Source organism: Bradyrhizobium sp. S3.7.6 (genome assembly GCF_054061875.1).
Genome location: NZ_JBSSEQ010000001.1, coordinates 6,388,093 through 6,410,969, shown reverse-complemented (window position 1 = coordinate 6,410,969; position 22,877 = coordinate 6,388,093). Strand labels below are relative to the sequence as shown.

Below are 22,877 nucleotides of genomic sequence, written 5' to 3'. Positions count from 1 at the left end.
GCCAAGAGCGGAGAGCGATCAACGGCGCGCCAATACATATCCAATCAGGAAGGCGATTCCGAGCGATGCGAGCGGAGCCTCGCGCGTTAGGTCGCTGACGATAGCCTTCCACTGGCCAGGCGGCTTGCCGTCGCCGAGCCCCTCGCGGACATCGCGTGCGACCTCGCGGACCGTTTCGTTGGCGGCAGCGAAAGTTGAGGTTTGGGTTTGGGATGGCGTGTCAGTCATGGCGTCCTCCTCGAGCGACAATGAACCGCGGAGAGCCTGGTTCCTCCAGAACTGAGGGGGTCTGCTGTGCCTGACAGTGCGACAAGACGGCATGCTGTTCGTCTCACGCTTTAGGAACGAGGCAATAACACAACGTATTGTCGGAGGAAATGGCGGGCGGAGCCTCGCAATGATCAGCGTGTCAAGGAAGGATCTGGAGCTGATAGCACTGCGGGAGATCCGGAGCTTTCCGGGGGGCGAATTAGTCATCGCGGTCGAAATCGAATGCGACGAAGGTTATCCGAACGACATGAATTGGCGTTTGGACGTTACTGCGGCCGATAACGCCGACATAGATCGCATCGAGTATGCCGCTCGGACGACAACCGCAAGACTTAAGCGTCGATACGTTTTCCGGCGGCACTGAAGATCGATCGCGAGAACTTTTAGAGCAAGGTTTGCGCAATAGGAGGAGCGACCGATGCCAAACTTAAGTCAGGAAGACATTCGTATTCGTGCCTACGAGCTTTGGCGTGCAGCGGGCGAGCCAAACGGGGACATGGAGGCCTTCTGGTTTGAAGCCGAGAAACAGCTTCTGGCGGAACGGTCGCAAGCAGATGAACTTCCGCCCGGCATGACCGATAATCTGCCGGTATATGAGCAATCAGGTCGCGTGGCGATTGCGCCACGCGCCTTCGAGCAACGAGCCGTCAACGTTTGGCGGGCGGGCCGCTCTTGTTTCCCGGCAGACCTTTGACATTGGATGAGTCCTGTTGCTGGGTCGACATGGTCTGACCCACGGTACCGGTGGGAGAGGGACCGCTTTCGCTACCAGGTGCTCCGGCAATTCCGGTCCCGGAATTCTGAGCGCTAGGCGCCGTCGCCGTGGAATCGGCGCGACCGGAGTTGCTGCCCGGCGCTTGCGCCGCGGAACCTGGCCTGTCCTGTTCACCGACGTAGCCCGACGCACCGGAGTTGTGAGTCTTGATGCCTTTATCGGCTTCGTTTTGCAGGTTTTGCGATGGCGAGCTCTGTTGAGCTATGACCGGCGTAAAGCCAGCGGCAAGAACGATCGCTGCAAGTGCGATGCGACGCATGAGTTCCTCCTTGGGTTGTTTCCTCAACAACGTGAGAAGGGCTCACTGGCTCCTAAGTTCTTTTTGATTCTTTGAAGGCCGATCGCATTCGCGCGCATTGCAAGAAGCGTTCGGGCCAACCTTCATTGATTGTGTCGCCCAAATCTGATCAGGGTGATGTTCTGTCCCGGTACCCAGCCGTGATCGTCACAGTTGACGCACGTCGTGGGGCTCACAATCGCTGGCCCAATCAGTAGGTTAGGTTGTTCAGCGGTTTTCCGCCTAGGCTGTGAGTGGATCACCTCCGGCTCTAATCCGAGTTCGGTCATGGGCGCATTTTAGCGGGGCCGACGAGGTGCGGTAACCCGGTGAGGCCTTACGGGTCGAGCGGCCCTTTCCAATCTGTAAAGTCGTATCGGCTCCACCATCGATGAAGGGACCGCCCACACGCTTCACAATCGAAGCGTCCGTTTCCCACGACCGGCCGCATTATTTGGATCGCGCTATGAAGCGCCCCGCAAAATAAGCAACTGAAAAAGACGCGCAATGGTGGTTGGTTGGTCATCGATCCTTGGTCGCCGCTCGTTGGGCCGACTGGAACGCCGTAATAGAAAGGCCGATTTCTATCTTGGTAATTCACGCAAAAAGTTTGTGAGCTTGCGCCAACGATGGCCCGCATCAAAGTTGAAAGGATTTCTTTACCTTCACTTTGGTTCCGGCCCGACCAGTCCTAGCCAGGCGAGCGCTTTCGCGCTGATAGTAGTCAGACCGCCGCTGCTGGGGGCCAAACGGAGTCGTCCGAATGGGTGTCGCAGGCTGGCGCTTCGCGCGTGTGAAAAGAACTGTTATCGGACGGCCAGCCGTTATCGCTGTGCTGGAAAAGCTGCCGCTTATCTGCCCGCTAGTTCTTGCAGCTGCCTCGCTGCTCATGATCGGGATTGGACTCTACCGCGATTTGCAGTGACGTTCGCCCCTTGCTGGTCTGGCCTATCGGCTAACGGTTTGTCGAGTTGTTCGGCGAACTTGGCCTCGGCGCGGGTGTCGGCCGGCTCGATGCCGTGGCGTCGTTGCTGGCGCTCATAGCGCTGGAATACGATGGCCGAGCTGCTCGGCGCTGTTGCACTTCAAGGCCCATCGCACCAACACGCGCAGGCTCGGCGCGCGCGGTGCCTTGTACCGGCGCAGCCGACGTAGGTCGCGGATTTCGGGCTGCGGGACGCCGTCGGGCCGCCCCCCTACGGGGTGTGCAGGACTTGCGGCGCTTTTTGACACCGACCATACACGACTGGCCCTGCGCATTGATTTGTAAAGCATTTCTTGGCTGTGTACGTTCCTGCGCAGGGGAAGAGAGGCCCGCGGGAGCTGTGACCTAACTCAGAATCGGTCGGCAGATGCAATCAGGCGGCGAGCCGTGGCCCCTCCTGCGCCAGGGCCTTAGGGACAGGCCCGCCGACGATCCGCCGCAGCTCGGCCGCGACGCCGTCCAGTACCGCGCGCTTCTCCTTCATCCGCTTGGAGTGATTGTAGACCTTACCCGTCAAGGTGGGCACGATCTGCTCCGATTTCTTGCTCGCGGCGTGATCGAGGCACTTTGCGATCCATGCATCGTCAAAGCCAAGGTCGACCGCCAACGTTGCCGCCGTCCGGCGCAGATCATGCGGCGTGAACGGCTTGAGACCGAGCAGCTCGCAGAGACCGGCGGTCTTCGACTTGTCCTTGTTCTTCTCGTGCTTGGTGCCACGCAGTGCGTCGGCCATCGCTTTACGGTGAACTGGCTGGCCCTTGTACATCGGGCTCTCGAAAACAAATTGCTGATCATCCGAGGCGAGCGCCTCCTTGGTGATCTCGACCGCCAGATCGGATAACGGTTGCTGGATCACCCGCCGCTTCTTGACCCGCTTGAGCACGTCGAAGCGCGGATGCTCGCCGTCGAGGTCAAACAGCTCATCCCGATGCGCGCCGAGCAGTTCGCGCGAGCGCAGCATGGTGACCAGTTCGAACTTGAGTGCGAGCCGGGTCCGGCGGTCATAGGGAAGGTCGTTGCGGTCCAGTCCGTGCCAGAACGTCTTGATCTCGTCTTCGGAGAGGACCCGGGTGCGGGGATGTTCGGGATCGAGTTTTGGCAGGTTGACGCAGGGGCTGGCGGTCACATAGTCGCGGCCTGCCTCCGCCGCCCAGGTGAACAGGCCCGAGGCCGCCTTGCGCATATGGCGCGCGTTGCTGACCGAGGGCTTGCCGAACTTGCCGCGACGATGTCGTTCGAGAGTGTGGCGATGTCGTGCTTGGTGACCTCCATGGCCAGCTTCTTGCCGAGGCGTGGGCGGATGAGGCGGTCGAGGTGGCTCGCGGTGTTTTGCCAGCTTTCGAGCCGGGGGCGCATCTCGCCATCGGGCTTCTTGACCAACGTCTTCATCCACGCGATGCGCTCGTCGATGATCTCGGCGACGGTCTTGCCGCGCTTCGCCTTCGCAGCTTTCTGGTCGCGGAAGGTCTCGGCAAGCGCCTCGCCACCCCTGGCCCTGAGGCCGTAGACCTTGCTACGGGCGTCCTCGACCGTGAAGGTCTCAGCATTGTAGACGCCAAGCCAGCCGGTGCGTTGCTTGCCGGTCTCCCGGTCGGTGAACTTGAACGAGAAGGTTGCCACCCCGGTCGTGGTGATGCTTACGTACAGACCAGGGCACTTACGGTCGTAGAGCTTGGTCCGTTTGGCAACGCGTTTCTCGCACATGCGGTCGGTCAGAATGACGCTGCTGTTGCGGCCCCGCTTGCCGGCGGGGGAGGGGACAATGGTAGTATCCATGTGGTTTCGGCTCCTAAGGCTTGGGACCAAAGGGCTCGGCTTTGAGGCTTTCAGTTTGTCGTGCGGACGCTGAAAGGCTTAGGGCCGGGCCCTTATTTTGGTGAAGCCCGCTGAAACAGCCCGCATCAGGCTGGTCGAAAAGCACTCGTTTTAAAGAGTTTTCCCAGTTTCAGCGTGTTTCACCGAACGCCAAAATATAGACGTGTGGTCCTGGCCGTCGTTGCAAGCTCTTGCGGAGGCGACAATCGCGTCAACCGGCGCGATGCCGGTGAATTTCGCTGGGGCGAGGGAGGCCAGAAGGAACTCGGCTCCCGGGAGAGCGCGGCATAAGCCGTCCGACCACTGCGCAGGGAAGGCTGTGTGTTGGGCTTCACCTGTATGCTGCTGTGCGGTTCTTCCTGCGTGTCCTTTCGCGCAGCGGACCGCGGGTGCCAGCCGGCACCGACCTTCCCTGCGCCCTCTTGACTGAGAGGGCAGGCGGAGATGCAAAGCTCGGGAGAAATCCGCCGCGAGAACGCGGGGTGTGTGTCTCATTCGCGCCAGGATACAGCTAGCCTGCTTCCCTGTGGTCATACGTGCGGCTACCTCCGTCGGCCGGTTGCCAAGCACGTTCTCGTGGCGGATCCCCAAAAAAGCTGCCAGGCGTCGATGCAAGGCTAGCGACGGAGCGCGGACTAGCTATTTGATGAAGCTTTCTCTGATTTGCGCCGTTCGTCTGAAGCTAGCTCAAACTTGCCCATGATGGATTGGAACGAGACCCCAAGTTTTTCAATTGGTTAGAAGCCGGTGTGTGCACGACGTGTGCACCGATAGACCAAGAAAAATCCTTTGAAGGCCAGTGTGGGTCGATATCTTGTATTGATATGACTCCGCAGAAGTTGCGCGTCTGGCCCAAGAGGAAAGCGCAAGTAGGTCGCGGGAATGGATCCTACGCAACCTTGGTGCGGAAGGTCTGCGATCTGCATCGAACTCTAGGGCTCGAAGAACGCATTCCCGGGCCTCTGCAGGCCGAGGTGATCGCGCAATGTTGTGCCTTCATACTCAGCGCGGAACAGACCGCGTTCCTGCAGAAGAGGAACCACGAGCTGGACGAAATCCTCGAACCCTTCGTGGAAATAGGGCGGCATGACGTTGAAGCCGTCGGCGGCGTGTTCCTCGAACCAGAGCTGTAGCGTGTCGGCGATGCGCTCGGCGGAGCCGCACAGCACCCAATGGCCGCGGGCGGCGGCGGTGAGATTGTAGAGGTCGCGCAGCGTCATGTTCTCGCGGCGGCCCTTGGCGAGCATGACGCTGGCGAAGCTGTGATAGCTGTCGGACGGCGAGATGTCCGGGATCGGTCCGTCGAGATCGTAGGCCGACATGTCCTGGCCGAAGCGGTCGGACAGGATGGCGAGTGCGTTGCTGCCGCTGACAAAGCTCTGGAGCACGTTGAGCTTCTCGAACGCCTCCTTGTCGGTGCGCCCGACGACGGGCATCACGCCCGGCAGCACCGTGACATCCTCCGGCCTGCGGTCGAACGCCGGCAGCCGCGTCTTCAGCGAGGCATAGCCGGCCTTGGCTTCCTCGATGTCCTGCACCACCGAGAACACGATATCGGCGGTCCGCGCGGCAAGCGCTTGGCCGGCCTCGGAGCCGCCGGCTTGCAGCACGACGGGGCGGCCTTGCGGGCTGCGGCCGATGTTGAGCGGGCCCTTCACCTTGAAGAACGCGCCGTCATGGTCGATCGCGCGCAGCTTCGCCGGATCAATGTAGACGCCGCTGGTGCGGTCGGCGACAATGGCGTCGTCCGCCCAGCCGTCCCACAGGCCTTTGACCACGTCCAGGAACTCGCCGGCCATCTCGTAGCGGCGAGCGTGGTCGGGATGGGTGGTGCCGAAATTCGCCGCCGTTGCCGGATTGGCGGTCGTCACCGCGTTCCACGCCGCGCGGCCTTTCGAGATGTGATCGAGGGATGCAAAAACGCGCGCGACCGAGAATGGATCGCTGTAGGTGGTGGAGACGGTCGCGCCGAGGCCGATGTGGCTGGTCGAGGTCGCGAGTGCGGCCAGCATGGTCAGCGGCTCAAGCCGCAGCGTGTAGGAGGGATGGGCGGCCGCATCGGCATAGAGATTGTCGCCCATGAAGATCAGGTCGAACTTGCCATGCTCGGCAGTGCGGCCGATCTGCTGGATCGAGGCAAAGTCCTGGAAGCTGTCGACCGCGCCGGGATAGCGCCAGCCCGCGACATGACTGCCGGTGCCCAGGATGAACAGGCCGAGATGCATCTGTCGTTTCATGGCGTCATGTCCAGAACAGGATCTTGCGTTCGAGGAAGCCGATCAGGCCGAAGAAGGCGAGGCTCGCGGCGGACGCCACGAAGATCGCCGCCCAGACCTGGACGAAGTCGATCTGGAGCACGGCCTGGTAGATCACCCAGCCGAGCCCGCCATGCGCGCCGAGCATTTCGGTGACGATCGCAACAATCACGCTGCGCACCGTGGAGACGCGCATGCCGGCCAGCAGCAGCGGCAACGCGGTCGGCAGGCGCAGGCGCCACAGCACGCCGAAGCGACTGGCGCCAAAGCTCTTCATGAGGTCGACGGCGCGACGATCGACCCGGTCGAGCCCGGCCAGCATCGAGAGCAGGATGGTGAAGCTCACCGCCATCGCCACCATCACGATCTTCGAGCTGACGCCGATGCCGAACCAGAGCAGGATCAGCGGCGAATAGCCGACCACCGGTACCGAATTGATCGCCGTTGCGAGCGGCAGGATCGCGGTTCGCAGAGCCGGTGCCAGTGCGATGGCGACGGCGAGGCCGATCCCGATCAGGCAGCCGAGCCCGTAACCGACCAGCGCTTCGAGCAGGGTGTAGCCGGCGGCGTCGATGAGCGTTGCCCGCTTGGACCAGAGGCCCGCGAGGATGTCGCTGACGGCGGGGAGAACATAGGCCGGCAGATGCAGTCCGCGCGCGGCGCCTTCCCAGCATGCGACCAGGAGGACGGCACCCAGAATGCCGCGCTGGACGGCGAGCGAGGGTGAGGCAAGGGCGCGGCTCATTGCTCGGCGTTCCAGAACACGAGCCGGCGCTCGACCGCGGCGACCACCGCATAGAACCCGGTTCCGAGCAGGGCCGCAGCCAGCAGGGCAGCCCAGATCGCAACGACATTTTCGGTGAACATCGCCTGGAGCAGCAGCACGCCGAGCCCCGTGGTGTCGCCGAACCATTCGCCGACGATGGCGCCGACGAGACTCAGCGATGCGGCAAGGCGCAACGCCACGAAGATCTGCGGCAGTGCTGTCGGAAGCTGTAAACGAAGCAGGAGCTGGCGATTGGAGGCGCCGAAGCTGCGCATCAGGTCGACTTGCCTGGGATCGACGGTCTCGAGGCCCAGCAGCGTGTTCACCGTCACCGGAAAGAAGGTCAGGTAGAACGCGATGATCGCCTTGGCGAGCAGTGTGTTGCCGAACCACAGCACCACCAGCGCGCCGAAGGCGATGACCGGAATGGTCTGCGACACCACGAAAATCGGAAAGATCATCTCGCGCAGCGCGCGGACGCGGAAAAACGCGACACCCATGAGCACGCCGAACGCGCCGCCGGAGGCAAAGCCGATCAGCGTCTCCGCGAGCGTACGCAGGAAACCGTCGACATAGGCGCGCGGCGTCGCCGCCATCGCCGTCAGGATCGTGCTGAGGCGCGGCAGGTAATAGGGCCGGATGCCGAACAGCAGCACCGCGCCTTCCCAGATCATTGCCGCGATGGCGAGCCCGACCAGCAGCCGGATCAGCTTGCGCAGCGAATCCGGCATTGCGATCGACCGCGCAGCCGCGCGGCCATCACCAAGCGATGTGGCGGCAGGACTGCTCACGGTAGCCGGTCCGCCGCCGGGATGCTCTGGATGAAGCTTGCATCATAGGCGGCGGCGAGATCGACCGGCTTGGAGATCACGCCATATTTCAGGAAGAAGTCGTGAGCGGTCTTCACCGCATCGGCATCGATCCAGAACATGCCGTTCTTTGCCGCCGTGCCAGCGGTCATCAGGCGCTTCACTTCGGTGAGCATGAATTCCTGCTGCGCGCGATCGAGGGTAGGGGCTGCGGCCATCACGGTATCGACGGCGCCCTTGGGGTCTGCGAAGGCGTCCTTCCAGCCCATCAGCGACGCCCGCAGGAAGGCCTTGACCAGCTCCGGCTTCTCCTTGGCGGTCGCTTCGGCCACGATCAGCGTGTCGCGCGGGAAGGTGATGCCGTAGTCCTCGGCGACGAAGATCTTCAGGCTATCCTTCGGCATGCGCGACTGGATGCTGTAGTACTCGTTGTAATAGGTCGCCGTGATGACGTCGACGTTGCCGTCGACGAACGGCGTGACCGAAACCTGCTGCGGCTGGATCTTCAATTCATCCGGCTTGATGCCTTCCTTGGCCAGCATGCCGTTGAGCACATGGTTGGCGCCGGTGAACCAGGTGGTGACCGTCTTGCCCTTGAAATCCTGAATCGTCTTCACCGGCCCGTCCTTGCGGGTGACGAAGATGAAGGGGGTGATCTGGTGCGATACGCCGATGCAGACGATCGGCAGCCCCTTGTCGCGCGCCGCGAACACGCTGTCGGTGCCGCCGGACAGGCCGAACGAATCGGCGCCGGTCGCGACAAGGTTTTCGGTCAGCAGGTTGGGCCCGCCGGGATTGATGGTGAGGTCGATGCCCTCGGCCTTGTAATAGCCCTTGGCCGCCGCGACGTAAAAGCCGGCGAACTGCGCCTGCGGCAGCCATTTCAACCGCAGGCTCGCCTTCTGCAAGTCGGCTGCGGGCGCAGCCGTGACAAGCGAGCCGGTCGCCAGTGCGATGGCGGAGAGGACGGAGATGGCGTGGCGTCGGCTCAACATGGTCATACTCCAGGCGGTGAAAATCAATTGCGATAGGATGGATCGGTGCGGTCGAGCTGGCGCATCAGCGCCGGCCATTCGCGTTCGCCGGGCACGAGGATGTCGCCCTGCAATTCCCAGAACTGACGCGCGGCCTTCTGGCAGACCTCGTGCGGCGGCATTACCAGCTTGGCGCCGGCAGCAGCCGCCGCCTGCATCTGGAGCTGGATCCGCGCGGCACGCTCGAAATAATAAAGCAGCATGAAAGCCTCGCCCGGCGTCCGGCCGACGGTGAGGATGCCGTGGTTGCGCATCAGCATCACCTTGTGCGGGCCGAGATCGCGCACCAGGCGGACCTGCTCGTCGAGGTCGATGGCGACGCCTTCGTAGTCGTGGAAGGCCTGGCGGTCGTAGAAGCGCATCGCGAACTGGCTGAGCGGCAACAGGCCCTTCTCCTGTCCGGAAACCGCGACGCTCGCGTCGGAATGGGTGTGCAGCACGCAGGCCGCGTCGTGGTTCGAGGTGTGAATCGCCGCATGGATGACGAAGGCTGCGACGTTCACCGCCTGCGGCGTGTCGTCGAGCTTGTTACCCCTGGTGTCAATCTTCACCAAGCTCGACGCCGTGATCTCGTCGAACAGCAGGCCGTAGGGATTGATGAGGAACTGGTCGTCGTGGCCGGGCACGCGCAGGGAGATGTGGTTATAGATCAAATCGTCCATGCCGAGCTTGGCGACCATGCGATAGCAGGCCGCGAGCTTGATCCGAGCATCCCATTCGGCCGGTTCGATACCGCGCGGTGCGGCCTCTCTCGCTGACATCGCGGTCACGGCGTCTTCTCCTGCGCGATGGAGGATTGGAACGATTTCATGCTTTCCTCCTCGATCGCATCGAGCAGCGTGCGCTTGAGGCGCACGAATTCCTGAGAGGTGACGATCTCGGGTCGACGCGGGCGGGGAAGATCGACGACCTGTTCGAGCTTCACCGAGCCAGGACGTGCGGTCATGACCAGCACGCGGTCGCCAAGGAAGATCGCCTCGTCGACGTCGTGGGTGATGAAGAGAATGGTGCGGCGGTATTTCTGCCAGACGTCGAGCAGCCAGCGCTGCATCATCGCCCGCGTCAGCGCGTCGAGCGCGCCGAACGGCTCGTCCAGCAGCATCAGGTCGCGCTCGAACAGGAAGGTGCGCATCAAGGCGACGCGCTGGCGCATGCCGCCCGACAATTGGTTGGGATATTGCTTCTCGAAGCCGGCGAGCCCGAACTCGGGCAACATCCTCAGCGCCTTGGCGCGCGCTTGGTCGCGCGGCATGCCTTCGACCTCGAGCGCGAGGATGGCGTTGTCCACCACGTTGCGCCAGGGGAACAGCAAATCGCGCTGCGGCATAAAGGAGACGCGGCCGAGCAGGTCGGCCGAATGGCAGCTCTTGCCTTCGAAGCGCAGGATGCCGCCGGCGTCCGGTTCCTCGAGGCCAGCGACGATGTTGAAGAGGGTGCTCTTGCCGCAGCCGCTTGGGCCGACGACGGTGACGAACTCGCCGGAGGCGACGCTCGCCTCAAGTCCCGAAAGCGCCGTGACGGAGCCGAAGGTCTTGTTGACCGCACGCAGTTCAAGCAGCGGCTCAGGCTTCGGGTGGGCCTGCGGGGCTTCGATGGCCGGTCCGGGATTGGGGAGGCGGGCAGCCTGCACCGGGATGTCCTTGTATAATGGAGGCGGCCATTCGCATACGAAAGCGGACCGCGTCGAAATCTCTTAGCAACTCGTGTGCCAGTGCGATTCCTGGGCAAATCCGGCATAAGACTTGCGAGATCGACAGGCGAATATGGCGGAGTTCCGCGCGCTTCCGAGAGAAAATCAGACGTTTCGCTGGAGGATGGGTGCCGTTTTGTATACTTATATTGATATCGGAGAAACATAATGGCGGATATTGGTGCACAGGTCGGAGGCAGACGCGCGAAAAACGGGCAGGAGTCCCTGGCGCCGAGCCCCGGCATGACGCTCGCCGAGAACCTGCGCCAGAAGCTCGAGGGCGCGATCGCGGCGGGTCATCTCGAGCCGGGCAGCCGGCTCGACGAACAGGAGATCGCCCAGCGCTTCGGCGTCTCGCGCACGCCGGTGCGGGAGGCGTTCCGCCTGATGGCCGCTAACAATCTGGTCGAGCTGCGCGGCCGGCAGGGGGCAACGGTCCGCAGCATCAAGGCGCAAGCGCTGATCGAGATGTTCCAGGTCATGGCGGAGCTGGAGGGGCTCTGCGCGCGGCTCGCCGCCCGGCGCGTCTCGCAGGCCTGGGGCACTGAAATTGGCGAGATTCACCAGCGGCTTGTGGCGGCGGGCGAAACCGGCGACATCGACGTCTTCTACGACATCAACCAGGAATTCCACGAAGCGATCTACGAGGCTTCGCGCAACACTTTCCTCGCCGACCAGACCCGCAAGCTGCGTAACCAGGTGGCCGCCTATCGCCGCCGGGTGACGCGGATGCCGAACCGGATCGCCGACACTGTCCGCGAGCATGAGGCGATCATGCAGGCGATCCTGGCCCATGATCCGGAGCGGGCGCACAGCACCATGCGCGACCACGTCAACCTGCTTGGCGACAACCTCCTGGACTTCCTGGCCGCCTTCGAATGACCCTTGATGTCGCTTGGTATGCAAATTGCTAGACCTTGTATATCTAGCTTGCATCCTGGAGACCCGGAGTGGACCTGAAGCTGACGAACAAGACCGCCCTGATCACCGGCGCGTCGAAAGGAATTGGACTTGCGGTGGCCGAGCTCTTCGCCGCGGAGGGGTGTCATTTGCATCTCGCCGCCCGCAACGGCGAAGCGATGCTCCAGGCCAAGCGCGACCTGGAAGCCCGCTTTGGCGTGAAGATCACCATCCACGCGCTCGACCTGTCGAGCACGGCTGCGATGGAGAAGCTCGCGGCCGAAGTCGGCGACATCGACATCCTCATCAACAATGCCGGCGACATCCCGGCCGGTTCGCTGGAGATCCTCGACGACGCCGCCTGGCGCCGCGGCTTCGATCTCAAGGTGTTCGGCTACATCACGCTGTCGCGTCTCTATTATCCGCGCATGAAGGGCAAGGACGGCGTCATCATCAACATCATCGGCAATTCCGGTGAGAACTGGGACGCCAGCTACATTGCAGGCTCCACCGGCAACGCGGCGCTGATGTCCTTCACCAAGGCGCTCGGCGGCCGCAGCCTCGATCACGGCGTCCGCGTCGTCGCGGTCAATCCGGGACCGGTTGCAACCGATCGCATGCTCAAGATCATGAAGCGCAAGGCGATCGACATGCTTGGTGACGAAGGCCGCTGGGAGGAACTGTTCGACAAATATCCGGGCAAGCGGCCCGCGACCTCGGAAGAAGTCGCCGATCTCGTCGCCTTCCTGTCTTCGCCGCGGTCCGGCTACATCACCGGCACGGTCGTGACGATCGACGGCGGCATTGCCGCGCGCGGCTCGGTGATCTGAGGCATCGATGTCGAAGCCTCAATCCACGGCACTGGTCCGCAACCGCTATTTCGACGAGCTCTCGGCGACGCCGGGGCTCTATTGGCTCGGCCAGAACACCAATCACATCGAGAGCCATCCCGCCGTGCGCGAGGCGATGCTACGCTCGATCGAGGCGGGCGAGTTCAATGCCTATGCCCCGCCGCTCGGCTTCGAGGCGTTGCGCGCCGCGATCGTCGCCGATCTCGGTGTGCCTGACGCAGAAGCGTTGGTGACCGAGGGGGGCGTCAACGCGCTGGCGATGATCTGCCGTGCGCGTTGCAAGCCCGGCACCACGCTGGTGACGACCGATCCGACCTGGAAGTGGCCGTGCCTGTTCGCGCGCCAGCAGGGCTCCGAGGTGATCGAGATTCCGATCTACGATCCCGCCTGCAACTACCGCCTGACGCCTGAGGCGTTGAAGGCGAATGTTGATGAGCGTACCGCGGTCATCTATCTCGTCGATCCCAACAATCCCCTCGGCATCCGCTACACCCGCGAGGAGATCGAGAGCTTTGCCGCGATCGCGCGCGATTGCGGTGCGCTGCTGGTGCATGACTGCACCTACCGCGACTTTGCCGACGGCCACACGCCGGCGCTCCATGTCGCCCCGAAAGGCTCGGTGGTCTCGACCAGCTTTTCGAAATGGCTCGGGCTCGCTGGCTTGCGCATCGGCGCTCTGGTCGCCGCGCCTGATCTGTTCGAGGAACTGGCGCAGACCTCCACGAGCGTGCTCGGTGCCAGCGTCATCGCCCAGCGTGCGGCGCAGGCGGGGCTTTCCGTCAAGGCCGAATGGATGAAGAAGGTGCGCAGCACCGACCGCGCCAACAAGGCGATGATCCAGGAGGCGGCGGCCACGATCGAAGGGCTGGCGCTGCCGATCATGCCCTCGCACGGAAACTTTCTGGTGCTGGAGACCATCGCGGCGGGCATCCGTCCCGAGGCGCTGGTCGAGTGCTATCGCCGGCAGGGCATCATGATCCGCCAGGGCACGTATCATACGCAGCGCTTCGGCGACCGCTTCGTCAAGATCAGCACCTCCGTGCCGCAAATGTGGGTCGAAAAACTCTGCACACTGCTGCCGGAGATGGTCGCGCAGGCGCGCATGCTCAACGATCTGCCGCCGCAATTCTAGGGACGATGCCGATGACGATGATCACAGCGAAGGACGGCGTGAAGCTGCATGTCGAAGAGGCGGGCGAGGGCACGCCGATCCTCTTTATCCACGAGTTCGGCGGCAATCACGCAAGCTGGGAGCCGCAGCTGCGCTATTTCAGCCGGCGCCACCGCTGCATCACCTACGCAGCGCGCGGCTATCCGCCGTCGGATGTGCCAGACAGCGTGGAGGCCTATTCGCAGGCGATTGCCGCTGACGATGCAATCGCCGTGCTCGACGCGCTCAAGATCAAGAAGGCGCACATCGTCGGCCTTTCCATGGGGGGCTTCTGCACGGTGCATTTCGGCCTGCGCACGCCGGAGCGCGCTTTGTCGCTCACCGTGGCCGGTGCCGGTTATGGCTGCGAGAAGGAGTTCGAGGAGTATTTTCGCGGCGTCTCGCTCGAGGTCGCCGACAATTTCGAGAAGCAGGGTGCGAAGGAATTCGCGAAGATCTACGCGCTCGGTGGGAGCCGGGTGCAGTTCCAGAACAAGGATCCGCGCGGCTGGCAGGAATTCGCCGATCTCCTCGCCACCCATTCCGATCGCGGCGCTGCCAACACTATGCGCGGTGTTCAGGCGCGGCGGCCGTCATTCTACGATCTCGAAGAAGGCCTGAAGACAATGATGGTGCCGACGCTGGTCGTCGTCGGCGACGAGGACGATCACTGCCTCCAGCCCGGCATCTTCCTGAAGAAGACCATTCCGGCCTGTGGTCTCTCGGTCTTCCCCAAGACCGGCCACACGCTCAATCTGGAAGAGCCGGCGGCGTTCAACGCGCTGCTCGCCGAGTTCATCGCCCAGGTCGAGGTCGGGCGCTGGCTGCCACGCGATCCGCGCGCGCTGCCGGGCCAGATCATGCGCACGAAGTAGTCGATGACGAGCCAGCCCCTGATCAACGCTGATCGGCTCTGGACGCGGCTGATGGCGCTCGCCGAGATCGGCGCGACGCCGGCCGGCGGGGTTAATCGTCAGGCGCTGAGCGACGGCGAGATTGCCGCATGGCGTCGCGTCATCGGCTGGGCCCGCGAGGCAGATTTGACACCGTCGACCGATGCGGCGGGCAACCTGTTCCTGACGCTGGCTGGCTGCGATCGCGCCGCGCCGCCGTTTCTCATTGGCAGTCATCTCGACAGCCAGCCGACCGGTGGCAAATTTGACGGTGCGGCCGGCGTGATGGCGGCGTTGGAGGCGGTCATCTCACTCGCGGAGCAAGGGGACGCGCCCGCGCGCGACATCATCGTGGTCGCCTGGATGAACGAGGAGGGCTCGCGCTTCGCCCCGGGGATGATGGGCTCGGAGGCCTTTACCGGCGAGCGCGACATGGACGCGATCCGCGCCGCGCGCGATGCCGACGGCGTCAGCGTCGGCGAGGCGCTCGATCGCTTCCACGAGGCTTTTCCTGTTATGCCGCACAGGCCGCTCGGTTTCGCCGCCAGTGCCTATCTCGAATTGCACATCGAGCAGGGACCGCTGCTGGAGGCGGCCGGCTGCACGATTGGGGTCGTCACCGGCATCCAGGGCAAGAAGACCTTTCAGGTGGTGGTCGAGGGTGCCGAGGGACACGCTGGCACACTGGCGCAGCGGGAGAGGCGAGATGCGCTCGCGGCCTTTGCGCGGATGGCGTCGGCGCTCCATGCGGAGATCGGCACAATCGATGCCGAGATCAAGTTCACCATCGGCCGCGTTGTCGTGGTTCCGAATGCGCCGTCGGTGGTGCCGTCACGCGTCAGCTTCAGCATCGATCTGCGTCACCCTGACAATGCGGTGCTCGATGCCGCGGGTGTGCGTATCGCGATTCTTTGCCAGGAGAACGCTGCACCTTGCATGGTCACGGTGACGCCGCTCGTCAATGCACCGTCAAACGCTTTCGATTCGCGCCTGCGGGCAAGCATCGCAGAGGCCGCGCGAGAGCAGGGGCATTCCGCCATGGAAATCCTCTCCGCCGCCGGTCACGACGCCCGTCATCTCGCAAAAATCTTTCCGGCTGCGATGATCTTCATCCCGTGCCGTGACGGTGCAAGCCATGTCGAGCACGAATGGGCCGAGCCCGATCATGTTGCCGCCGGCGCTTCCGTGCTGGCGCAGGTGCTGCGCGGGCTGGCGTTCGCGCCTGCCATCGAGACGTGAGGACGCCGATGCAGGACGTGGCCCCTCAGGACTACCGCGACGCGATGGCCTGTCTTGGTGCCGCCGTCAGCGTCGTCACGACCGACGGCAGCGCGGGCCGTGCCGGATTTACCGCGTCTGCGATTTGCAGCGTCACCGACGATCCGCCGACGCTGCTGGTCTGCATCAATCGCGCCTCCTCGGCCTATGCCAGCGTGATCGGCAACAAGGCGGTCTGCGTCAACGTGCTGTCGGCCCGGCACGAGCAATTGTCCCGGCTGTTCGGCGGCAAACTGCCCGCCGAAGAACGGTTTGCCGCGGCCGCGTGGTCGACACTCGAAACCGGTGCGCCGGTGCTAGCCGACTGCGCCGCCGCGTTCGACTGCCGGATTGCCGATATCGTCAATGTCGGCACGCATGACGTGCTGCTCTGCCGCATCGTGGCCCTGCAACGATCCGGCTGCACCGACAATCTGATCTATTTTGGCCGCGCCTATCATACGGTCGGGGTGACCGATCCAGCCGAGACTGGACCCGAATTCGCTCTTGCCCGATCCTGATGGGGCCGGCGGCTATCGCCAACCGTTCCAGCAGCCTCCATGTCCTGGAGAGAGTTCGTCACCCGAGCAAGCGTATCCCTTGCGGGGATGTATTTGCCGGCCGCGTTTTGGCCATCGCCGTTTCAGAAATGACCATCGACGTGCAAAGTCGGCACACTACGCCGTAGCCATCCGTCGACTGTTTTTTGAAGCTTGCTCTAGTTGGAGGCGTTTGGCCGAAGCTTGCTGAAATTGGCCAGTAATGGATTGGAGCGAGAGTTCAAGATTTTCAGTTAGTTAGATGGCGCCGTGTGCACGACGTGTGCACCGGGAGATCAAGAAAAATCTCATCACAGCTAACGTGATCAGGCCTTTCGATGTGGGTGGCGCCGCACCGGGGCACTGGACTGTTCGTCCGCCTGTACTGTTCGACGATTTCGGTCGAGGCGCGGAGTAGCAGAAGCGCCTTTCGCTCCGGTTCCGCGCGCGAGGCGAAAGAGGCCGTTCGGAAGCGATCACAACGCGAAACGTGATTCAAGCGGCATTTCTTAGCAGTCTCTCGCGCGCGCTGGCTGCATATCGAGCGCGGCAAATCGGCAGAACTCAGGGGCGCCATAAGAATTCGCTATGGCGGCAGACCGCAGTCGTGCTTCCCCTGTCATCGAACGTAAATCTATTTTTTACCGTCGGCCGCAGCAAAAAAATTCCCAGGGCAAGACCACAAAAGTGGGGGAGTTCGCGGACGCATTATTTTGTAGCAGCAACGGAGCGGGCAAATGACGATCTACCTAAGCCGCAGAGGATTTTGTGTCGGATCCGCTCTGATCGGACTTCAGACCGTCTCCTCCGGCGCCTTCGCCCGAAGCGAGGACGGCACCGTGAAGCTCGGTCTTGTCGCTCCGATGAGCGGTCCGAACGCCCGCTACGGCGCCTTCTCGATGCGCGGCGCCCAGATGGCTGCGAAGGAAATCAACGGCGCTGGCGGCGTCGGCGGGCGCAAGATCAACATCCTGGCCGGCGACAGCCAAGGCACCCCGGTCGAGGGTGTTTCGGCAACCCGGCGCCTCATCGATCAGGACCAGGTCGACTTCATCATTGGCGACGTCTCGAGCTCGGTAACGCTCGCGATGCAGCCGGTCGCGGAGGACGCCGGTGTGCTTCTCCTCAATGCCGCCTCGTCGAATCCGAAGATCACCTACAAGGCGGGCGTCGGCGGATTCAAATGGACCTATCGTAATTATCCGACCGACGAAAACCGCGCCCTCGTCGTGCTGCAATACGCCGCCGAGAAGAAGGGATTTACCAAATACGCCGTGCTATCGGTCGACACCGACTACGGGCGTGCGGCCATTGAGTTTACCAAGAAGTACCTGCCGCGCTTCAAGAGTCAGATCTTGACGGAAGACTATTACAAGGAAGGCGAGGTCGATTTCCGCAGCGTCCTGTCCAAGATCCGCGATTCCGGCGCCCAGGCCATCATCATGTATGGCAATGCCGATTCTACACCCATCGTCGGTCGTCAAATGATCGAAACCGGGATTGCCGGCAAGATCCCCCTGATCGGCAACGCCGAGTTCAATACAGCGAGCTCCATCAAGGCGGCGCCGAAGGCGCTCGAGGGAGCAATCGAGGCCGCGGCCTGGCTTCCGGCCTATGAGTCCGAGAAGAGCAAGGCCTTCGTCGACAAGTTCACCGCCGAGTATCGCGAAGCGCCCAACAATCACGCCTATGTGCACTGGGAGACGACGCATCTTCTGGCCAAGGCAATCGAGCAGGCACAGAGCATCGACCGCGAGAAGGTTCGTACCGCGCTCTCCAATATCCACTATGCGAGCGCGGTCGGCGAAGTCACCTTCGACGACCACAATCAGGCGCGCCTGCCGATGATCCTGCTCGAGATCGAGAACGGCAAGCCGGCCATCAAAGGAGCCTATTCGGCCGAGATCGACTATCCCAAGTAAGGCAACGGGACGGCAGACCACATGTTCTATACGATCATCGAGCAGATTGTTAACGGCATCGTATCCGGATCGGTTTATGCGATCGTTGCCGTCGGCATGACGATGATCTTCGGCGTGCTGCGCGCCATCAATTTTGCACATGGCGAATATTACATGCTCGGCACCTTCGGGGCCTGGTTCGCGATCGAGTATTTCGATCTGCCGTATCCGGTGGCGGTCGTGATCGGCGTGGTTGCCACCGCGGTGATCGCCGTGGTGGTCGGCAACTTCGTGATGCAGCGGATCGTGGGGGCGCCGGCCGAGGCCGGCGTGCTCGCGACGCTGGGCGTCGCCCTGATCCTGCAGAACACCGTCATCCTGGTCTTTGGCGGCGGCTACAAGTTCTTCTCCGGCGGCTATATCGAGCCGGTGACTCTGTTCGGCTTCACTTTGGCCGAGCAGCGCATCCTGATCATCGTCATCGGCCTGATCGTGTTCGTCGGCCTCGAGCTGATGGTCACCTATAGCCGGATGGGCAAGGCGATGCGGGCGGTCTCGCAGAACATCGAGTGCTGCGCGGTGGTCGGCATCGACGTCCGCCATATCGCGCTCTGGACCTTCATCCTCGGCGCGGCGCTGGCCGGCCTGTCAGGCGTGCTCACAGCGCCCGTGAACGTCAGCGTCTACGGCGGCATGGGGGAGCTCATCACGTTCAAGACGCTGCCGATCATTATCATGGGCGGGTTGGGTAACGTCCGCGGCACGTTCGTGGCGGCGATGATCCTCGGCATCGCGGAGAGCCTGGTCGCGACTTATGTCGGACTGCAGTTCCGCGACACCGTGGGCTTTGCGACCCTGATGCTGGTGCTGATGTGGCGTCCGCATGGGCTGTTCTCCGCGCAGGCGCGCTTCTGATCGCCATGGATGTGACATGACTGAGATCGTCCGAGAGCAGACCATGACACCAGCCGAAAGCCCGGTTGCGGCCACGGGGCGGGATCTCCGTATTCCGTTTGGCCTCGCGCTCATCGCGCTGGCCTGCGTCGCGCCGCTGTTCCTCGGGAATTATCCGCTGCATGCGATCATCATTGCGTTGATCTTCCTGCTGCCGGCCCATGGTCTCAATCTGCTGCTCGGCTACACCGGTCTTCTGTCATTGGCGCAGGCGGCGTTCTTCGGCATCGGGGCCTATACTTCGGCGCTGCTGGCAGTCCATTTCGGCACGCCGTTCTATCTGAATTTCCTCGCCGCCGGCCTCGTGACCGGCGCGGTTGCGGCGCCACTCGGAATTCCAGCCCTGAGGCTGCGTGCGACGTCGTTCGTGATGTGCACGCTCGGCTTCGTCATCATCGGGCAGGCCATCGCCAAGAACTGGATCAGCCTGACGCGCGGCGATATGGGGCTGGCGGCAATTCCCAAGCCTTACTTCGCGCTGGGGCCGGCCTCGTTCACGGTCTCCGGAACCGTCGGCTTCTATTATCTTGTCCTCGTCATCGCTGCCCTGGCGACACTGGCGATCTATCTGATCGTGCGATCGCCGGCCGGCCGCAACATGATCGCCATTCGCGAGAACGAGACGCTCGCTGAATCCGTGGGCATCCCGACCTGGCACTACAAGCTCGTCGTATTCATGATCAGCGCCGCCTTCGCCGGCCTCGGCGGCAGCCTCTATGCGCATTACCTGACGGTCGTCAGCCCGCTGACCTTCCAGATGTACTACTCGACGACGATGCTGATCATCGTGCTCGGCGGAGGTGCGGGGACAATCTCGGGCGTCATTTTCGGCAGCTTGATGTTTGTCGGCCTGACGGAAGCCCTACGCGTGGCGCCGGAATTGCGCATGATTGCCTATGGCTTCTTTTTGCTCGGGCTCGTGTTCTGGTTCCCGAGCGGATTCGCGCCATTGATCGGCCGGTTCTGGTCATTCCTCGAGAGGCGCAAATGACCGGCCTGCCAATTCTCGATATCTCTGGCCTCTGCAAATCCTACGGCGCAGTGCGCGCGGTCGATGGCGTCGACCTGCACGTCGATCGCGGTGAGATCTGCGGTCTCATCGGCCCGAACGGCTCGGGCAAGTCCACCTTCTTCGATTGCGTGACCGGGCTTGCGAGGCCGAGTGCGGGCGCGGTGAAGCTCGACGGTCAGGACATCACCGGCTGGTCGCTGAACGACATCGCGCGGGAGGGGCGCATGCTGCGCTCGTTCCAGAAGACCGTGGTGTTCTCTGCGCTCGACATCGAGGAGAACCTCGTGATCGCCGGCCAGATGTTCACCTTCCCCGGTATCTTGTCGACCTTCGGAATCGGCGCCGCGGCCCGCAATCGCGTCGCGGCGCTGCGCGAGCGAGCGCGCGAGCTGATCAAGATCGCAGGGCTCTGGGACGTGCGGTTCCAGCCCGCGGGCAAGCTCTCCGGCGGCCAGCAGAAGCTGATCCAGTTCGCCTCGATGCTGATGCCGGAACCGAAGCTCATCCTGCTCGACGAGCCGATGGCCGGCATCAATCCGAAGCTGATCGAGCGTGTGGTCGAGAGCATCCGCCTCGCCAATACCTCCTTCGGCGTCAGCTTCCTGATCATCGAGCATAACATCGACGTGGTCACGAGCCTGTGCAAGCGCGTGGTCGTGCTCGACCAGGGGCGTAAGCTCGCGGAAGGAACACCCGACGAAATCGTCCAGAACCAGGCGGTGCGGGAGGCCTATCTCGGTGGCTGAACCTTCTCTCTCAATTAAAGGCCTGCGCGCGGGTTACGGCTCGCTCGACATCCTCAATGGCGTCGATCTCGACGTGCCCCAGGGGCAGTTCGTCGCCCTGATGGGGCCGAACGGTGCCGGCAAGTCGACGCTGCTGAAGACGCTCTACGGTATGACCACCGTCAAGGGCGGCAGCATCGACTGGCAGGGCAAGGACATCACTGCCCTGAAATCTCGCGCGATCCTCGCCGAAGGCATCTCCTGGGTACCGCAGGGCCGCTGCAACTTCCCGGTCATGACGGTCGACGAGAACCTTCAGATGGCGGCCTATACGCTGCGCGACAGCAGGGTGAAGGCCGAGCGCGACTATGTCTACGATCTCTTTCCGATCCTGAAGACACGTCGCAACTCGCTGGCCGGCAACATGTCCGGCGGCGAGCAGCAGTTGCTCGAGGTTGCGATGGCGGTGCTGCAGCGGCCAAAGATCCTTCTGGTCGACGAGCCCTCTGTCGGTCTGTCGCCGACCGCGATCGGAATCGTCTTCGATGAGCTGTTGCGGATCAACGCGGCCGGCCAGACCATTTTGCTCGTCGAGCAGAACACCAAGAAAGCGATGGCGGTGGCGCAGCGCGCCGTCATCCTGCGGCTCGGCAAGGTGATCTGGGACGGCCGTCCCGCCGACATCACCCACGACGAGCTCGGCGAACTCTTCCTCACCGGCCGCATGCGCGGCGAGACCGATGTCGAACATTGACAAGGAGCGCCTGCTTGACGGGCGTGGACCATCGAAAACGCAAAGGACGACCACAGTGACGATCTTCGTGCCGGCCGCGCGCGTCTCGCGCATCAAGATATCCCCGACCACGGCCGCGTCCGCGCGCGTGCGCGAGCTGAAGGCCGCCGGCCGCGACATCGTCGACATGGCGATCGGCGAACCCGACTTCGACACGCCCGATCACGTCAAGGCGGCGGCGCATGAGGCGATCGATCGCGGCGAGACGAAATACACCGCGGTCAATGGCACCGTCGCGCTACGAAACGCGATTATCGCGGACTACAAGCGCCGCCTTGGTCTTGACTATTCGGACAACGAGATCTGCGTCGGCGGCGGCGCCAAGCAGATTCTGTTTCTCGCGCTGATGGCGAGCGTGGAGGAGGGGGCCGAGGTCATCATTCCCGCGCCGTATTGGGTCTCGTATCCCGACATGGTCATCGCCAATGACGGCAAGCCTGTCATCGTCCGCTGCTCCGAGAATCAGGGGTTCAAGCTGACGGCGGAGGCACTGGAGGCTGCGATCACGCCGCGCACGCGCTGGCTGATCCTCAATGCGCCCTCGAACCCGACCGGCGCGGCCTATTCCCGCGAAGACCTCAAGGCGATCGGCGACGTGCTGCTCCGCCATCCCAATGTTCTCGTGTTGTCGGACGACATCTACGACCAGATCTGGTACCGCGACGAGCCCGCGACTACCCTTGCCGCCGTGGTGCCGGCTCTGAAGGACCGCGTCTTGCTCGCCAATGGCGTGTCCAAGACCTACGCAATGACCGGCTGGCGGATCGGCTATGCCGCGGGTCCTGCGCCACTGGTCGCCGCCATCAACAAGCTGCAGTCGCAGATGTCATCTTGTCCCTCGTCGATCAGCCAGGCGGCCGCCGCGCATGCGCTGACCAGCGACCAGTCGTTCGTTCGCGATAGCGTCAAGCTCTACAAGGAGCGCCGCGACTATGCCTGCGCGCGGTTGAACGCGATCGCCGGCCTGTCCTGCCTGGTGCCTGATGGCGCCTTCTATCTCTATCCCGGATGCGCTGGGGTGATCGGCAAGACGACGCCTGATGGTAAGCTCATCGAGAGTGATCTCGATTTCGTGCTCTATCTGCTCGACGATGTCGGCGTAGCCGCGGTGCAGGGCGCTGCCTATGGGCTCTCGCCGTATTTCCGCCTGTCGATCGCGACCTCGATGGGGGCGATCAAGGACGCCTGTGACCGCATTGAGAAGGCCTGCCGGGCGCTGCGCTGAG

24 protein-coding genes are annotated in these 22,877 nt (G+C 63.0%); 15 read left to right on the top strand and 9 right to left on the bottom strand.

What is annotated here, in order from left to right; all coding sequences use genetic code 11:
• Positions 1-18: 18 nt before the first annotated feature.
• Positions 19-228 carry a hypothetical protein gene (locus ACVJ5M_RS31585; protein ID WP_028160561.1) on the bottom strand — a complete coding sequence of 70 codons (210 nt, stop codon included), beginning with the start codon at positions 226-228 and terminating at the stop codon, positions 19-21.
• A 169-nt stretch (positions 229-397) separates the two neighbouring features.
• Between ACVJ5M_RS31585 and ACVJ5M_RS31580 the strand changes: the two genes are divergently transcribed.
• The 3 genes from ACVJ5M_RS31580 to ACVJ5M_RS31570 all read left to right on the top strand — a co-directional run bounded on the left by ACVJ5M_RS31580 (position 398) and on the right by ACVJ5M_RS31570 (position 2,247).
• Entirely contained in the window at positions 398-634 is a 237-nt protein-coding gene (locus ACVJ5M_RS31580; RefSeq protein WP_245285774.1) for a hypothetical protein, read from the top strand.
• Positions 635-688: 54 nt separating this feature from the next.
• Positions 689-964, top strand: coding sequence for a DUF2934 domain-containing protein (locus tag ACVJ5M_RS31575; protein WP_063984129.1), 276 nt, complete (start codon positions 689-691; stop codon positions 962-964).
• 1,121 nt (positions 965-2,085) lie between these two features.
• Complete coding sequence (locus ACVJ5M_RS31570) at positions 2,086-2,247, top strand: hypothetical protein (protein ID WP_187387746.1); 162 nt, start codon at positions 2,086-2,088, stop codon at positions 2,245-2,247.
• A 433-nt stretch (positions 2,248-2,680) separates the two neighbouring features.
• Here ACVJ5M_RS31570 and ACVJ5M_RS31565 read toward each other — a convergent pair whose 3' ends face one another.
• From ACVJ5M_RS31565 to ACVJ5M_RS31530, 8 genes are all read right to left on the bottom strand, one after another.
• Positions 2,681-3,490, bottom strand: coding sequence for a site-specific integrase (locus tag ACVJ5M_RS31565; RefSeq protein WP_283018613.1), 810 nt, complete (start codon positions 3,488-3,490; stop codon positions 2,681-2,683).
• Entirely contained in the window at positions 3,430-4,083 is a 654-nt protein-coding gene (locus ACVJ5M_RS31560; RefSeq protein WP_283018614.1) for an Arm DNA-binding domain-containing protein, read from the bottom strand. Before ACVJ5M_RS31560 ends, ACVJ5M_RS31565 begins: the two co-directional genes overlap by 61 nt.
• Before the next feature lie 971 nt (positions 4,084-5,054).
• Positions 5,055-6,359, bottom strand: coding sequence for an LLM class flavin-dependent oxidoreductase (locus tag ACVJ5M_RS31555; RefSeq protein WP_231144546.1), 1,305 nt, complete (start codon positions 6,357-6,359; stop codon positions 5,055-5,057).
• Between the two features lie 4 nt (positions 6,360-6,363).
• Positions 6,364-7,122: an ABC transporter permease gene (locus ACVJ5M_RS31550; RefSeq protein WP_063984127.1), complete on the bottom strand. Its 759-nt coding sequence runs from the start codon at positions 7,120-7,122 to the stop codon at positions 6,364-6,366.
• Positions 7,119-7,934 (bottom strand): ABC transporter permease, encoded by an 816-nt coding sequence (locus ACVJ5M_RS31545; RefSeq protein ID WP_063984126.1) that lies wholly within the window; start codon positions 7,932-7,934, stop codon positions 7,119-7,121. The genes ACVJ5M_RS31550 and ACVJ5M_RS31545 overlap by 4 nt, the downstream gene beginning before the upstream one ends.
• Positions 7,931-8,947 (bottom strand): ABC transporter substrate-binding protein, encoded by a 1,017-nt coding sequence (locus ACVJ5M_RS31540; RefSeq protein WP_063986486.1) that lies wholly within the window; start codon positions 8,945-8,947, stop codon positions 7,931-7,933. Before ACVJ5M_RS31540 ends, ACVJ5M_RS31545 begins: the two co-directional genes overlap by 4 nt.
• A gap of 23 nt (positions 8,948-8,970) precedes the next feature.
• Positions 8,971-9,756 (bottom strand): class II aldolase/adducin family protein, encoded by a 786-nt coding sequence (locus tag ACVJ5M_RS31535; RefSeq protein WP_084795200.1) that lies wholly within the window; start codon positions 9,754-9,756, stop codon positions 8,971-8,973.
• A complete protein-coding gene (locus ACVJ5M_RS31530) occupies positions 9,753-10,616 on the bottom strand; it encodes an ABC transporter ATP-binding protein (protein ID WP_084795199.1) in 864 nt (287 codons plus the stop codon). The genes ACVJ5M_RS31535 and ACVJ5M_RS31530 overlap by 4 nt, the downstream gene beginning before the upstream one ends.
• Positions 10,617-10,844: 228 nt before the next feature.
• On the opposite strand from ACVJ5M_RS31530, the gene ACVJ5M_RS31525 reads away from it, so the two are divergent.
• The 12 genes from ACVJ5M_RS31525 (at position 10,845) to ACVJ5M_RS31470 (ending at position 22,876) form a co-directional block, all read left to right on the top strand.
• The gene (locus tag ACVJ5M_RS31525; protein ID WP_063984125.1) at positions 10,845-11,558 is read left to right on the top strand and encodes a GntR family transcriptional regulator; all 714 of its coding nucleotides are present in this window, start codon (positions 10,845-10,847) and stop codon (positions 11,556-11,558) included.
• 68 nt (positions 11,559-11,626) lie between these two features.
• Positions 11,627-12,406: an SDR family oxidoreductase gene (locus ACVJ5M_RS31520; RefSeq protein WP_063984124.1), complete on the top strand. Its 780-nt coding sequence runs from the start codon at positions 11,627-11,629 to the stop codon at positions 12,404-12,406.
• Between the two features lie 7 nt (positions 12,407-12,413).
• The gene (locus tag ACVJ5M_RS31515) at positions 12,414-13,559 is read left to right on the top strand and encodes a pyridoxal phosphate-dependent aminotransferase (protein ID WP_063984123.1); all 1,146 of its coding nucleotides are present in this window, start codon (positions 12,414-12,416) and stop codon (positions 13,557-13,559) included.
• A gap of 11 nt (positions 13,560-13,570) precedes the next feature.
• Entirely contained in the window at positions 13,571-14,452 is an 882-nt protein-coding gene (locus ACVJ5M_RS31510; RefSeq protein ID WP_063986483.1) for an alpha/beta fold hydrolase, read from the top strand.
• Between the two features lie 3 nt (positions 14,453-14,455).
• Positions 14,456-15,709, top strand: a complete 1,254-nt coding sequence (locus ACVJ5M_RS31505; RefSeq protein ID WP_063984122.1) for a Zn-dependent hydrolase — start codon at positions 14,456-14,458, stop codon at positions 15,707-15,709.
• Positions 15,710-15,717: 8 nt separating this feature from the next.
• Positions 15,718-16,248 carry a flavin reductase gene (locus tag ACVJ5M_RS31500; protein WP_063984121.1) on the top strand — a complete coding sequence of 177 codons (531 nt, stop codon included), beginning with the start codon at positions 15,718-15,720 and terminating at the stop codon, positions 16,246-16,248.
• A 755-nt stretch (positions 16,249-17,003) separates the two neighbouring features.
• Positions 17,004-18,188: an ABC transporter substrate-binding protein gene (locus ACVJ5M_RS31495; protein ID WP_085404134.1), complete on the top strand. Its 1,185-nt coding sequence runs from the start codon at positions 17,004-17,006 to the stop codon at positions 18,186-18,188.
• Between the two features lie 21 nt (positions 18,189-18,209).
• Positions 18,210-19,082: a branched-chain amino acid ABC transporter permease gene (locus ACVJ5M_RS31490; RefSeq protein ID WP_085404133.1), complete on the top strand. Its 873-nt coding sequence runs from the start codon at positions 18,210-18,212 to the stop codon at positions 19,080-19,082.
• 43 nt (positions 19,083-19,125) lie between these two features.
• Positions 19,126-20,112: a branched-chain amino acid ABC transporter permease gene (locus ACVJ5M_RS31485; RefSeq protein WP_085404208.1), complete on the top strand. Its 987-nt coding sequence runs from the start codon at positions 19,126-19,128 to the stop codon at positions 20,110-20,112.
• Entirely contained in the window at positions 20,109-20,879 is a 771-nt protein-coding gene (locus ACVJ5M_RS31480; RefSeq protein ID WP_085404132.1) for an ABC transporter ATP-binding protein, read from the top strand. Before ACVJ5M_RS31485 ends, ACVJ5M_RS31480 begins: the two co-directional genes overlap by 4 nt.
• Complete coding sequence (locus ACVJ5M_RS31475; RefSeq protein ID WP_085404131.1) at positions 20,872-21,612, top strand: branched-chain amino acid ABC transporter ATP-binding protein; 741 nt, start codon at positions 20,872-20,874, stop codon at positions 21,610-21,612. The genes ACVJ5M_RS31480 and ACVJ5M_RS31475 overlap by 8 nt, the downstream gene beginning before the upstream one ends.
• 55 nt (positions 21,613-21,667) lie before the next feature.
• Positions 21,668-22,876: an aspartate transaminase gene (locus ACVJ5M_RS31470; protein ID WP_231145244.1), complete on the top strand. Its 1,209-nt coding sequence runs from the start codon at positions 21,668-21,670 to the stop codon at positions 22,874-22,876.
• Position 22,877 lies beyond the last annotated feature (1 nt).

What these genes read in the sequence shown, in the direction of transcription:
- ACVJ5M_RS31480 (WP_085404132.1), top strand. Translation starts at nt 20,109, where the DNA reads ATGACCGGCCTGCCAATTCTCGATATCTCTGGCCTCTGCAAATCCTAC.
- ACVJ5M_RS31580 (WP_245285774.1), top strand. Translation starts at nt 398, where the DNA reads ATGATCAGCGTGTCAAGGAAGGATCTGGAGCTGATAGCACTGCGGGAG.
- ACVJ5M_RS31575 (WP_063984129.1), top strand. Translation starts at nt 689, where the DNA reads ATGCCAAACTTAAGTCAGGAAGACATTCGTATTCGTGCCTACGAGCTT.
- ACVJ5M_RS31560 (WP_283018614.1), bottom strand. Translation starts at nt 4,083, where the DNA reads ATGGATACTACCATTGTCCCCTCCCCCGCCGGCAAGCGGGGCCGCAAC.
- ACVJ5M_RS31505 (WP_063984122.1), top strand. Translation starts at nt 14,456, where the DNA reads ATGACGAGCCAGCCCCTGATCAACGCTGATCGGCTCTGGACGCGGCTG.
- ACVJ5M_RS31495 (WP_085404134.1), top strand. Translation starts at nt 17,004, where the DNA reads ATGACGATCTACCTAAGCCGCAGAGGATTTTGTGTCGGATCCGCTCTG.
- ACVJ5M_RS31550 (WP_063984127.1), bottom strand. Translation starts at nt 7,122, where the DNA reads ATGAGCCGCGCCCTTGCCTCACCCTCGCTCGCCGTCCAGCGCGGCATT.
- ACVJ5M_RS31500 (WP_063984121.1), top strand. Translation starts at nt 15,718, where the DNA reads ATGCAGGACGTGGCCCCTCAGGACTACCGCGACGCGATGGCCTGTCTT.
- ACVJ5M_RS31585 (WP_028160561.1), bottom strand. Translation starts at nt 228, where the DNA reads ATGACTGACACGCCATCCCAAACCCAAACCTCAACTTTCGCTGCCGCC.
- ACVJ5M_RS31490 (WP_085404133.1), top strand. Translation starts at nt 18,210, where the DNA reads ATGTTCTATACGATCATCGAGCAGATTGTTAACGGCATCGTATCCGGA.
- ACVJ5M_RS31515 (WP_063984123.1), top strand. Translation starts at nt 12,414, where the DNA reads ATGTCGAAGCCTCAATCCACGGCACTGGTCCGCAACCGCTATTTCGAC.
- ACVJ5M_RS31485 (WP_085404208.1), top strand. Translation starts at nt 19,126, where the DNA reads ATGACACCAGCCGAAAGCCCGGTTGCGGCCACGGGGCGGGATCTCCGT.
- ACVJ5M_RS31570 (WP_187387746.1), top strand. Translation starts at nt 2,086, where the DNA reads ATGGGTGTCGCAGGCTGGCGCTTCGCGCGTGTGAAAAGAACTGTTATC.
- ACVJ5M_RS31565 (WP_283018613.1), bottom strand. Translation starts at nt 3,490, where the DNA reads ATGCGCAAGGCGGCCTCGGGCCTGTTCACCTGGGCGGCGGAGGCAGGC.
- ACVJ5M_RS31555 (WP_231144546.1), bottom strand. Translation starts at nt 6,359, where the DNA reads ATGAAACGACAGATGCATCTCGGCCTGTTCATCCTGGGCACCGGCAGT.
- ACVJ5M_RS31510 (WP_063986483.1), top strand. Translation starts at nt 13,571, where the DNA reads ATGACGATGATCACAGCGAAGGACGGCGTGAAGCTGCATGTCGAAGAG.
- ACVJ5M_RS31540 (WP_063986486.1), bottom strand. Translation starts at nt 8,947, where the DNA reads ATGTTGAGCCGACGCCACGCCATCTCCGTCCTCTCCGCCATCGCACTG.
- ACVJ5M_RS31525 (WP_063984125.1), top strand. Translation starts at nt 10,845, where the DNA reads ATGGCGGATATTGGTGCACAGGTCGGAGGCAGACGCGCGAAAAACGGG.